The organism is Archangium sp. (assembly GCF_036277355.1).
In the GTDB taxonomy this organism is placed as follows: Bacteria; Myxococcota; Myxococcia; order Myxococcales; family Myxococcaceae; genus Archangium.
In genome coordinates, this window is record NZ_DASUNC010000196.1 from 36,758 (window position 1) to 48,695 (window position 11,938).

Sequence of the window (11,938 nt, forward strand, 5' to 3'; positions counted from 1 at the left end):
CCTACCCCGGGGTGAACCACACCACGGAGAGGGGAGGCAGCGTCAGCGTGGCCGAGGCCTCCTGTCCGTCCCAGCCGAACTGCTCGGTGTGGATGCGGCCCATGTTGCCGATGCCGGAGCCGCCGTAATCCCGGGCGTCCGTGTTCATCAGCTCCACGTAGCCGCCGTGCCGGGGGAAGCCGACGCGGTAGCCCTCGCGGGGCACGGGCGACAGGTTGGCGATGCACACCACGTGGCCTCCCGGCTGCCGCGAGCGCCGCACGAAGGCGAACACGTTGGCCGCCGCCGCGTCCGGTTGCAGCCACTGGAAGCCGAACGGCTCGCTGTCCGCGTCGTACAGCGCCGGGTGGCTCCGGTAGAGCTTGTTCAGGTCCGCCATCATCGCGCGGATGCCCCCGTGGCCCGGATCCCCGAGCAGGTGCCAGTCCAGGCTCCGGTCGTTGTTCCACTCGGCGGGCTGGCCGAACTCGCCGCCCATGAAGAGCAGCTTCTTGCCCGGGTGCGCCCACATCCACGCCAGCAGCGCCCGGAGGTTGGCGCGCTTCTGCCACGCGTCTCCCGGCATCTTCCCGTACAGCGAGCCCTTGCCGTGCACCACCTCGTCATGGCTCAGCGGCAGCATGAAGTGCTCGCTGAAGGCGTACAGCAGGCCGAAGGTGAGCTGGTTGTGGTGGTGCTGACGGTAGATGGGATCCTTCGAGTAGTACGTCAGCGTGTCGTGCATCCAGCCCATGTTCCACTTGAAGTGGAAGCCGAGTCCGCCCTCGTGGGTGGGCTGGCTCACCTTGGGCCACGCGGTGGACTCCTCGGCGATCATCACCGCGCCGGGGAACTTGCGGCGCACGGTGTCGTTGAGCTCGCGCAGGAAGGAGATGGCCTCCTCGTTCTCGCGGCCGCCCCAGCGGTTGGGGACCCACTCGCCATGCTTGCGGCTGTAGTCGAGGTACAGCATGGAGGCCACCGCGTCCACGCGCAGGCCGTCGATGTGGTACTCCTCGAGCCAGAAGAGCGCGTTGGCGATGAGGAAGTTGCGCACCTCGTTGCGGCCGAAGTTGAAGACGTAGGTGCCCCAGTCCGGCTGCGTGCCCTGGCGGGGATCCGCGTGCTCGTAGAGGGCCGTGCCGTCGAACTGGCCCAGCGCGTGCGCGTCCCGGGGGAAGTGTCCGGGCACCCAGTCCAACAGCACGCCGATGCCCTGCTCGTGCAGGTAGTTGACGAGGTAGCGGAAGTCATCCGGGTGGCCGAAGCGCGCGGTGGGGGCGTAGTAGTTGCCCACCTGGTAGCCCCAGGAGCCGCCGAAGGGGTGCTCCGAGACGGGCATCAGCTCCACGTGGGTGAAGCCCATCTGCTTCACGTAGTCGGCGAGCGCGGTGGCCATCTCCCGGTAGCTGAGGGAGCGATCGCCGTCCTCCACCACGCGCCGCCACGAGGCCAGGTGCACCTCGTAGACACTCCACGGCTCGTGGTCCACGTTCTTCCCGCGGCGCGCCTCCATCCACTGCCCGTCCGACCACTGGAAGTGGTTCAGGTCGTGCACCACCGAGGCCGTGGCCGGAGGCACCTCGGTGCGGAAGGCGTACGGGTCCGACTTCAGCAGGCGCGCGCCGCCGTGGCCGGGGCGGATCTCGAACTTGTAGCGCGTGCCCTCGGCGACCTCGGGGATGAAGAGCTCCCAGATGCCCGAGGCGCCCATGCGCCGCATGGCGTGCAGCCGGCCATCCCAGCTGTTGAAGTCACCCACCACGGACACGCCCGCGGCCGTGGGCGCCCACACCGCGAAGGCCACGCCGCTGATGCCGCTGTGGTGGATGGGGTGGGCTCCCATGCGCTTCCACACGTCCTCGTGCCGGCCCTCGCCCACCAGGTGCAGGTCGATGTCGCCCAGCGTGGGCAGGAAGCTGTAGGGGTCCCTCAGGGTGAACTTCTTGTTGCCCGGGTACTCCACCTCGATGAGGTAGTTGAAGTGCTCCGTCTTGCCGTTGATCCGGGCCTCGAAGACGCCCCCCAGCCGGTGCGTCATGGGAATCCGCCCGCCGAACTCGGGCAACACGTGGAGGGCCACGGCATCCGGGCGGAAGGCCCGGACGACGATCGCGTCCCCATCCGGGTGGATGCCCAGCACGCGATGCGGCTCGGGGTGCCTCAGCTCCACCACCTGCTGCAGCTCCGCATCCACCTGCTGCCGATCCATCGGCTTCTTCACTTGCGAACCTCCATCCTCATGAGTGCCTGGACGGGGATGCGCACCCAGTCCGGCCGGTTCTGCAACTCGTAGCGCACTTCGTAGAGCATCTTCTCCAGCTCGAAGGCGTCAAGCATCGAATTGAAGGACGCATCGTCCTGGGGCAGGAAGGCCGCCCCGCGCGTGGCGGCGCGGTAGCCCTCGAGAAAGGCCTTGCGTGCCGGGCCCACGCGATCGCCGCCGCTCTGGCCCTCCAGCCCCACCGTCGCCTCCGCGTAGTCGAAGGAGCGCAACATTCCCGCAACGTCCCGCAGGGCCGAATACTTCTCCCGCCGCTGGGCGAAGCTGCGGCCCGGCTCTCCCTCGAAGTCGAAGAGGAGCCAGTCCCCCTCGGTGCGCAGTACCTGGCCGAGGTGGAGATCTCCGTGGATGCGGATCTTCTGCCCCGAGGGCGGCACCTGCGCCAGCTGGGTGGCGTGGCCGATGAGGCTCTCGCGGCGGCCCTCCAGGTCGGGGAACTGGCGGGAGGCCTCGTTGAGGGTGACGCCCATCTCTCCCACGATGGAGGCGCTCCAGCGCTGCATGTCCTCGGCGAGGAGGGGCTCCGGGGAGAAGGCGGGATCATCCGTGCTGGAGGCGAACGCATGGTGCAGCTCGCCCAGCCGCTGGCCCAGGCCGCGCAGCTCGCCGAGGAAGGCGTCCGTCAGCCGGGGTCCGGCGCGGAAGTGCTTCAGCGTGTAGAGCCAGCCGTCGGTGACGTGGGGGATGTAGCGGTGGACCACGGCGAGGGTGGCGCCCGCGGGCCCCTCGGACTGGAGCGCGCCCAGCAGGGTGGGCGTGGCCCGGAAGGACGTCTTCGTGGCGAGGAAGCGGCCCACCTCGTACTCGGGGTTGAGGCCGGCCTCCAGCTTGCGGATGACCTTGAAGATGACCTTCTCGGCCACCACCACCGAGGTGTTGCTCTGCTCCACCTGGAGCCGGCGCACGGGCAGGGGCGAGGGCAGGGCCATCAACCCCTCGGGGGTGTCCAGCCACTCGCCCTTCACCGAGCCCGAGGCGCTGGGGATGGAGCGCTTCTCACGGATGAGGCTGAAGAGACCGCGCAGCACCTCCACGTCATCGAGCGCGTCCTGGACGCCCTCGCCCTTGCTCTCCACGGGGAGCAGGTAGCGGTCCGGGTGGCCCAGCTCGTAGGTGACCTCCACCACGGCGAGGGTGAAGTCGCGTCCGCCGGGCAGCTCGACGCGGGCGTGGTCCACCACGGTGACGGCCTTGATGGGCCAGGCCTTGCCGGCGAACCAGCGCTGGTTGCGGAGGTAGTCTGGCAGTTTGGTCAGGTCGATGGGGGCGGTCACGGCATTCCTCTCCCGGGCGCGAGCTTCTCGAGGCGGAACCACAGGAACATGTAGGGGCCGAGCGTGAGCTGGTACGGCATGCCGGAGATGCGCGGGAAGGGCGTCTCGCCGATCAGCTCCACGGGCACCTGGCCCTCCCACTCGCGCATGTCGAGCACCGCCGGCTGGGCGAAGCGCGAGAGGTTGCAGATGATGAGGATCGTCTGTCCCTCGTACTCGCGGGTGAAGGCGAGCACCTTGCGGTTGTCGTGGTGGACCCAGCGCAGCTTGCCCATGGCGAAGGCGGGGTAGCGCTGGCGTACGCGCAGCAGCCGCTTCATCCAGTTGAGCATGGACGAGCGGGTGCGCTCCTGGGCCTCCACGTTGATGGACTGATAGCCGTAGACGGGGTCCGCGATGATGGGGGCGTACAGGCGCGCGTAGTCGGCGCGGGAGAAGCCCGCGTTGCGGTCGCTCGTCCACTGCATGGGGGTGCGCACGCCGTTGCGATCGCCCAGGTAGATGTTGTCCCCCATGCCGATCTCATCCCCGTAGTACATGACGGGGGTGCCGGGCAGGGTGAACAGCAGGCTGTGCATCAGCTCGATCCGCCGCCGCCCGTTGTCCATGAGGGGAGCGAGCCGGCGCCGGATGCCGAGGTTGATGCGCATGCGCGGATCCGTGGCGTACTCCCGGTACATGTAGTCGCGGTCCTCGTCCGTGACCATCTCGAGCGTCAGCTCGTCGTGGTTGCGCAGGAAGATGGCCCACTGGCAGTTGTCGGGGATGTCCGGGGTCTGCTGGAGGATTTCCACGATGGGCGTGCGGTCCTCGCGGCGCACCGCCATGAAGAGGCGGGGCATCACGGGGAAGTGGAAGCCCATGTGGAACTCGTCGCCGTCACCGAAGTAGACGCGCACGTCGGCGGGCCACTGGTTGGCCTCGGCGAGCAGCATCTTGTCGCCGCCGTACTCCGCGTCGAGCGTCTTGCGCAGCTTCTTGAGGAAGGCGTGGGTCTCGGGGAGGTTCTCGCAGTTGGTGCCCTCGCGCTCGAAGAGGTAGGGCACGGCGTCGCAGCGGAAGCCGTCCACGCCCATGTTCAGCCAGAAGCGCATGACGTCCAGCATGGCCTCCTGGACCTCGGGGTTGTCGTAGTTGAGGTCCGGCTGGTGGCTGAAGAAGCGGTGCCAGAAGTACTGCTTGGCGACGGGATCCCACGTCCAGTTGGAGCGCTCGGTGTCGGTGAAGATGATGCGCGTGCCCCGGTACTTCTCGTCCGTATCGCTCCAGACGTAGAAGTCGCGCTTGGGGCTCTTGGGATCGCGCCGCGCCTCCTGGAACCAGGCGTGCTGATCGCTCGTGTGGTTGACGACGAGCTCGCTGATGACGCGGATGTCGCGCTTGTGGGCCTCGTCCACCAGGCGCTGGAAGTCCGCGAGCGTGCCGTAGTCCGGGTGCACCGCGTAGTAGTCCGCGATGTCGTAGCCGTCGTCCTTCAGGGGTGACGGGTAGTGGGGCAGGATCCACAGGCAGGTGACGCCCAGGTCCTGCAGGTACGGGAGCTTCTCGATGAGACCGGGGATGTCCCCGTGCCCATCCGCGTTCGAGTCATAGAACGCGCGGATGTGCAGTTCGTAGATGACTGCCTTCTTGTACCAGAGCGGATCCGTCCGGGTCATAAGCTCGCTGGGGTGTCATTCGTAGTAGTCGAACGCCTGTTCGCTGCGGCGGAAGCGGTACACGGCCCAGATGGCCGCGGGCTGCTCGGGCGTGAGACGCACGTGCGCGGTGGGCCCCTGCCACAGGCTCCGCTCGTCCGTCATCAGCTCGTGGACCTGATACGTCTCGTCCGGTGGGATGCCCAGCTCCTTCAGGGGCACGTGCAGCACGGACTCCTGGGCATGGTAGGGATCGAAGCTCACCGCCACGAGCACCTGGCTCGAGCCGTCTGGGGTGCGCTTCAGGTAGAACATCACCTGCTCGTTGTCCGAGGGATGGAAGCGCAGGTTGGAGTAGAGCTGGAAGGCGCGGTGCTCGCGGCGGATGGCGTTGAGCCGGGAGATGTAGCCGCGGATGTTGCCCGGGCGCTCCAGGTCCCACGCCTTGAGCTCGTACTTCTCCGAGTCGAGGTACTCCTCCTTGCCCGGCTTGACGGGAGTGCCCTCGCACAGCTCGTAGCCGCAGTACATGCCCCAGGTACTGGAGAGCGTGGCGGCCATGGCGGCGCGCAGGCGGAAGCCTCCGGGGCCGCTGCGCTGGAGGAACTCGGGGAGGATGTCCGGGGTGTTGGGCCAGAGGTTGCCGCGCATGAAGTCGGCCACGGGCGGCGAGGTGAGCTCCGTGAGGTACTCCTCCATCTCCTGCTTGAAGTTGCGCCAGGTGAAGTAGGTGTACGACTGCTGGAAGCCGAGCCTGGCCAGGGCCTTCATCACCTTGGGACGGGTGAAGGCCTCGGAGAGGAAGACGACGTCGGGCCGGACGGAGTGGACCTCGCGGATGAGCCAGGCCCAGAAGGGCAGGGGCTTGGTGTGCGGGTTGTCCACGCGGAAGATGCGCACGCCCTGCTCCACCCAGTGCATCACCACCGACTTGAGCTCGGGCCAGAGCGTGGCACGCCCGGGGCCCATCCAGTCGAAGTTGACGATGTCCTCGTAGCGCTTGGGCGGGTTCTCGGCCGTCTTGATGGTGCCATCGGGCCGGTGGAGGAACCACTCGGGGTGCTCCTTCACGTAGGGGTGGTCCGGCGAGCACTGCCAGGCGATGTCCAGGGCGATCTCGATGCCCAGGGCGTTGGCGGCCTGGACGAAGTGCCGGAAGTCCTCGAGCGTGCCGAGCTGGGGGTGCACGGCCTTGTGGCCGCCCTCGGCGGCGCCGATGGCCCAGGGGCTGCCCACGTCCTCGGGGCCCGCGGTGAGGCTGTTGTTCTTTCCCTTGCGCGCCGTGCGGCCGATGGGGTGGATGGGTGGCAGGTAGATGACGTCGAAGCCCAGCGACTGCACGTAGGGGAGCCACTTCTCGGCGTCCCGGAAGGAGCCGTGCGTGCGGCCGTCGTTGCGCGTCGAGCGCGGGAAGAACTCGTACCAGGCGCTGAACTGGGCCTTCTCGCGGTCCACGAAGACCTCGAGCACGCGGTCGTACCGGGTGGCGAGGGAGCGATCCACGTACCTGGAAGCCGTGAGGGTGAGCCCTGGATCCATGGCCGCGGCGATGGCGTTGGGGCTCATGCCCTTGTCGAAGAGGGCGGCGGCCTCGGTGAGGCGCCGGGCCTCGTCGGGGCTGCCGGCCTTCTGGGCGCGCTCGGCGTGGGCGCGGAGCATGGCGGCGCCCTCGAGGAGCTCGCTGCGCACGTCACGGCCCACGTCCACCTTGCGTTTGATCTCGGTGACCCAGGTGGCGAAGAGGTCCGGCCAGGCCTCGACGGTGAACTCGTAGCGGCCGTTGCGGGCGAGGGGGAACTCGACCTCCCACAAGTCGTTGCCCTTGGCGGCCATGGGCACCTCGGCCCATTCGGTCACCTGCTCCTTGGGCGCGGATTGCCTCCAGCGCACCACGGCCACCAGGATGTCGTGACCCTCCTTGAAGATGTCGGCCTTGACCGTGAGGGACTCGCCCTCGACGCGCTTCACGGGCCATCGTCCGGCGTCCAGCTGGGGGCGGACGTTCTCGATGACCGTGCTTCCGATTCTTTCGCTCATAAAGACAGGTGGCCTCTATAGGTCCCCGCGCCGCGCTGCCCTGGCGCTATTTTTCACCACGCGTTGATTCAAGACGCTCCAGGCGTCCGGCCCGTTGGCCCGTCAACGTTAGGAATGGCTCCGCACGGTGCACACCGGGTGGGATGGGCCGCTCCCCTGTCCGGCGCTCGGGCCAGGCGAGCGGGCAGACGGGGCAGGGGGTGGTGGGGCGGGCCCCGGGTTGCTTGCCCGGTGGTTTGACGGGCCAGGGGATTAGCGCCTGTAATCCTTGAGTTTCGGCTTCCGGCCCCTTCGGTGGGCTGGGGAAGGTGCGGCGTGTCCCTCCAACTCGTTGATCTGAGCCCCTCGCGAGCGCAGCGGTCTCCCGGCTTCATCGTGCTCGCGCTGGCGGGCCTGCTGCTGGTGCTGCTTGTTGGGTGCAGCACGGCCTCACGGGTCGTGCGCCTGGACACGGGTGAGGGCAAGCCCCTCGTCGTCACTCCGCGCGGCGGCGAGCCGCCGGTACAGTTGCGCGAGGGCGAGTTCAAGGCATCCCTGGCCGAGCTGGCGCGGGAGGTGCGGCCCGCGGCCAACCCCCTGCAGCACGCCCGGCAGTTGATGTTCGACTCCCGCTGGCACGAGGAGGTGTACCTGACGTGGACGGGGCGGCGCCTCGAGCTGGACCCCGAGGGAGAAACGGCGCGGCGGGCGGCCCAGGCGTGCCTGACGCTGACGCACGACTACGGTCGTTGGTGTGAGCGCCAGGGGCGATCTCGAGACTGCCTGTCGCTGCTGAAGCACGGGCCTGTCCTCGATGCGGATGGCCGGTACGTCGTGGCCATGGAGCTGGCGCTCGGCGTGGTGTGGAACGAGACGCGGGAGGCCTTCAAGGACATGGCCAGTCCGGAGGCGGTGCGAGCCACCCTCGTGTCCGCCATGGCCATGTACCTGATGCTCTGGTCGATTCCCGAGCCCGCGAGCAAGGGCCTGGCTGCCAGCCTGACGGCCGGGCTCATCGCCTACCTTGGCGTGGACACTGTCTGGAGCCTCATCCAGGGCTGGAGGCTACTGGTCGCGGAGGCGGACCAGGCCACCACCTTCGCCGAGCTGCGCGCGGCGGGCGAGCGGTTCGGCCGGGTGATGGGGAAGAACTCGGCGCGCGTCTTCATCCTTCTGACGACGGCGGCGCTCGGGAACACGGCGGGGCTGGCGGTGAAGGGGCCGGGATTGCCTGGGGCCTCGCGGGCGGCGGTGCTGGCGGAGTCCCAGGCGGGCTTCCAGTGGGCCGCCGTGGGCGAGGTGCGGTCCGTGGCCGTGTCCGCGGAGGGGAGCTTTGCCATTGCCCTGGCACCGGGGGCAGTGGCCATGACGGCCCAGGGTCCGGGCGGTGGACAGCCCTCTTCCGGAAAGACGTCCGTCTACATTTCCGAGAGCCCAGTCACTGGAGATGTCCAGTACGTGGGTATCACCGATGCCATCGCAAGGCGCAGCGCTGAGCAGCTCAGGCAAAAGGGCATTCCTATTGAAAGGTTCATGGAGAACCTATCGAGGGAGGATGCGCGGGCTGTTGAGCAGGCGTTGATTGAAATCCATGGTCTCGGCAAGAACGGAGGGACGCTGATGAACCGCATCAACAGCATCGCCCGCTCCAATCCGAAGTACGCCGCCGCACTGCGCCGGGGATTGGAACTTCTCGAATCCATCGGCTACACGGTGAAATGACATGACGAAGCGGCGTAAGCGGGTTCGTATCGGAGATGTCCTGGAGGTCAGCACACCCAGGGGGCTGGCCTATATCCATCACACCTACTTCACCTATAGGCCGTACTTCGAGGTCATCCGCGTGCTGCCGGGATTCTTCGCCACGCGCCCTGTGGACTTCACGGATCTCGTCAACCACCCGAAGGCATACTTTGCCTTCTACCCGGCGCGAGTTGCGGTCTCCGAGGGCGTTGTCGAGATTGTTGCCCACCACCCGGTGTCTGCCGATAAGGCGTTCCCGGCCGTATACCGGTGGGCCGGAGCAAGGAGCCGGGAAGGCAGGGTCCTGGCCTGGCGAATCTGCGAGGGCACGAAGCAGACGCTGGTCCGAGAGCTCAGCGAGGAGCAGCGCTACCTGCCCATCGATCGGATCTGGATGCACGACTCCCTGGTGTCCGCCTTGGTGAAGGAATGGCGGCCCGAGCACGACATTGGCATCCCCCCAGCACGGCAAGCACCGGCCCCCACACCGGAGGTGCCGAAGCGCTCGGAGGACTCCGCCCCGCAGCGCGTCCGGCACTTCCTGTACTTCCCGACGGCGAAGGCCAGCAAGGCGGTGGCCGACCAGCTCTCCGCACAGCGCTTCACGGTGGAGCGCCGCAAGAGCGCCGAGGGGAAGAACTGGCTCGTCCTGGCCGGGCACACGGTGGGCCCGGATACACCGGACCTGGACTCCGTGCGTGAGACCCTGGAGCGCCTCGCGCAAGAGCATTCAGGGGAGTACGACGGTCACGAAGTCGAGATGATTCCCTGCACGGAATCGTCTCCATGAAAGTGAAGGGTGGGTTCATGCAGTGGATTTCTTCTGCCGGAGGTCCGCTGGTGCTCATCCCCAAGAGCTTGCAACCGCGATGGCAGGGGACGTGCGGAGTTCCCTCCGACTATGAGGTGGCTTGCGGCGTCGAGGGATACGCGGGTGTCATCGAAAAGGAGGGGAGCCATGTTCTCGTGCTTGGCGACGAACCTCTCCAGACCGCGGTCTCCCGTCTAAACGGAAGGCCTTGTCTGGTGCGGTGGGTCTACGCACCCTCTCCCGGTGTCGCGGAATCCTCTATGACGGCCATGGCGCCCCTGCTCTTGCGAGGCCCCATGGAATCCGTCGCCATTCGTGTCGGTAGTTCTCCCCTGGTTCTCATGGATGCCGGAGCCCATGGCGAGCACCCTGTTGACACGCTCGAAATGGAACTGGAGCCCGGTTCTTACGTTGTCCACGTGTATGAATTCGCTCCTGCTCGGGACATGAAGTTCCTGGTGCATGCGTTCGAGCCGCACTCAGAAAGATGACATGACGAAGCGGCGCACGCGGGTCCGTATCGGAGACGTCCTGGAGGTCAGCACGCCCAGGGGGCTGGCCTACATTCATTACACCTACTTCACCTATCGGCCGTACTTCGAGGCCATCCGCGTGCTGCCCGGCTTCTTCGCCACGCGTCCGGCGGACTTCACGGTCTTGGTAACCCACCCCAAGGCGTTTTTTGCCTTCTACCCGGTGAGACCGGCTGTCTCCCAAGGACTCGTCGAAGTCGTCTCCCATCACCCGGTGTCACCCAACCAGGCATTCCCGGCCATGTACCGGCGTGCGGGAGCCATGAGTCGAGAAGGCAGGGTTCTGGCGTGGCTCATCTTCGAAGGTACGGAGTACACGCTGGTCCGGGAACTGAGCGAGGAGCAGCGCTACCTGCCCATCGATCGGATCTGGATGCATGATTCGATGGTGTCCGCGCTGACGAACGAATGGCGGCCCGAGCAGGACGTCGGCATTCCCCCAGCGCTGCGAGAACCGTCCCCCAGGTCGGAGGCACCGAAGTCCTTGGATGATTCGGCCCCGCAGCGCGTCCGGCACTTCCTGTACTTCCCGTCGGCGAAGGCCAGCAAGGCGGTGGCCGACCAGCTCTCCGCACGGGGTTTCACGGTGGAGTGCCGCAAGAGCGCCGAGGGAAAGAACTGGCTCGTCCTGGCCTGGCACACCGTGGGCCCGGACTCACCGGACCTGGACTCCGTCCGTGAAACCCTCGAGCAGCTCGCGCAGGAGCACTCGGGGGAATACGACGGCCACGAAGTCGAAGTGACTCCCAGCCCGGCTTGACGGAGGGGATGAGCACAAGGCGCCCGGGCGGCAGGGGAGGGGGCGGATACCCGCGGACGGGTCGCCACCAGCTCCTGGGAGCCAGCCTCGGTTCGCGATGAGGGGTAAAGCAGGGACGCCCCTGGCGAGCTGCGCGCTCAGGGTCATCGGGTACCACTCTCGGTCATCAGGACCCGGGATGGCTGCGACGGCGGCTACGGCTGCGACTTGTGCTTGTAGAACAGCACCAGCGTGTAGCAGTGGAACTCGTTGTCGCTCGACTGGGCCACCACCCGGTCCACGATCTCCAGATCCGAGTTGCTCCTGATCCAGCGGGTGACGTTCTCACCCAGTTCCTCTCGCTCCTTCGCCTTCGTCGCGGAGAACACCTTCACGCCCGTGAACATCGCCTTCCACTCCTTGCGCTGTGTTTTGGACTGGTACTGAGTGTGAGGAAGGTTATCGCGCGCTCTTCACAGGTGTCAAAAAACCTTACCTGTAGGGGCCTCATGTAGGCAGGGGCTTCCCGCCCGGGGGGCCATGCCTAGATTCCCCGGGTCGCTGGATCTGGAAGCCCGGGGGACGGGCCCTCGGCAAGGGGTTGGGCGAAGGGGGATGGCCGTGGACGTCAAGACGAAGAAGGACCTGGCGGTGGACTTCATCAATGAGATCCGGACCATGGATCCCGCCGCGCTCAACGCGCTGATCGTCAAGGAGGCAGGCGAGGACCTCGCCCAGTTCTTCCTCAACTACAGCGCCAACCTCATCTCCAAGGACCCCTCCCGGGTCCTGGAGAACACTTCCTCGCTCATGCTGATGGGCTACCTCATCCGCACCCACGAGGAGAAGAACGGCCAGTCCAAGCCCACCGGGCTCCAGGGCTACGCCTTCGCCTGATTTCCGGCGGAGCAGGGTGCGCCGA

Annotated in this window: 10 protein-coding genes; 5 read left to right on the forward strand and 5 right to left on the reverse strand. The window is 67.1% G+C overall.

Annotated elements, in window-relative coordinates:
- Position 1: 1 nt before the first annotated feature.
- Genes glgB through VFZ09_RS48325 form a run of 4 tightly spaced genes read right to left on the reverse strand, consistent with a single transcriptional unit; the run spans position 2 to position 7,211 of the window.
- Positions 2-2,203: a 1,4-alpha-glucan branching protein GlgB gene (gene glgB / locus VFZ09_RS48310; RefSeq protein WP_329734633.1), complete on the reverse strand. Its 2,202-nt coding sequence runs from the start codon at positions 2,201-2,203 to the stop codon at positions 2-4.
- Positions 2,200-3,537: a maltokinase N-terminal cap-like domain-containing protein gene (locus VFZ09_RS48315; protein ID WP_329734634.1), complete on the reverse strand. Its 1,338-nt coding sequence runs from the start codon at positions 3,535-3,537 to the stop codon at positions 2,200-2,202. The genes glgB and VFZ09_RS48315 overlap by 4 nt, the downstream gene beginning before the upstream one ends.
- The gene (treS, locus tag VFZ09_RS48320) at positions 3,534-5,195 is read right to left on the reverse strand and encodes a maltose alpha-D-glucosyltransferase (protein WP_329734635.1); all 1,662 of its coding nucleotides are present in this window, start codon (positions 5,193-5,195) and stop codon (positions 3,534-3,536) included. The genes VFZ09_RS48315 and treS overlap by 4 nt, the downstream gene beginning before the upstream one ends.
- Positions 5,196-5,210: 15 nt before the next feature.
- Complete coding sequence (locus tag VFZ09_RS48325) at positions 5,211-7,211, reverse strand: alpha-1,4-glucan--maltose-1-phosphate maltosyltransferase (protein ID WP_329734636.1); 2,001 nt, start codon at positions 7,209-7,211, stop codon at positions 5,211-5,213.
- A gap of 315 nt (positions 7,212-7,526) precedes the next feature.
- Between VFZ09_RS48325 and VFZ09_RS48330 the strand changes: the two genes are divergently transcribed.
- The 4 genes from VFZ09_RS48330 to VFZ09_RS48340 are packed head-to-tail and all read left to right on the forward strand — an operon-like array spanning position 7,527 to position 11,037.
- On the forward strand, positions 7,527-8,912 hold the full coding sequence (locus VFZ09_RS48330) for a hypothetical protein (RefSeq protein WP_329734637.1): 1,386 nt from the start codon (positions 7,527-7,529) through the stop codon (positions 8,910-8,912).
- Between the two features lies 1 nt (position 8,913).
- A complete protein-coding gene (locus tag VFZ09_RS48335; protein WP_329734638.1) occupies positions 8,914-9,723 on the forward strand; it encodes a ribonuclease E inhibitor RraB in 810 nt (269 codons plus the stop codon).
- Positions 9,724-9,740: 17 nt separating this feature from the next.
- Positions 9,741-10,235, forward strand: coding sequence for an Imm21 family immunity protein (locus VFZ09_RS51840; RefSeq protein ID WP_414640814.1), 495 nt, complete (start codon positions 9,741-9,743; stop codon positions 10,233-10,235).
- Position 10,236: 1 nt separating this feature from the next.
- On the forward strand, positions 10,237-11,037 hold the full coding sequence (locus VFZ09_RS48340; protein WP_329734639.1) for a ribonuclease E inhibitor RraB: 801 nt from the start codon (positions 10,237-10,239) through the stop codon (positions 11,035-11,037).
- Between the two features lie 194 nt (positions 11,038-11,231).
- On the opposite strand, the gene VFZ09_RS48345 is transcribed toward VFZ09_RS48340, so the two are convergent.
- Positions 11,232-11,423, reverse strand: a complete 192-nt coding sequence (locus VFZ09_RS48345; protein ID WP_047857644.1) for a hypothetical protein — start codon at positions 11,421-11,423, stop codon at positions 11,232-11,234.
- A 214-nt stretch (positions 11,424-11,637) separates the two neighbouring features.
- Here VFZ09_RS48345 and VFZ09_RS48350 point away from each other — a divergent pair, with 214 nt between their 5' ends.
- On the forward strand, positions 11,638-11,913 hold the full coding sequence (locus tag VFZ09_RS48350; RefSeq protein ID WP_043410121.1) for a hypothetical protein: 276 nt from the start codon (positions 11,638-11,640) through the stop codon (positions 11,911-11,913).
- Positions 11,914-11,938: the final 25 nt, after the last annotated feature.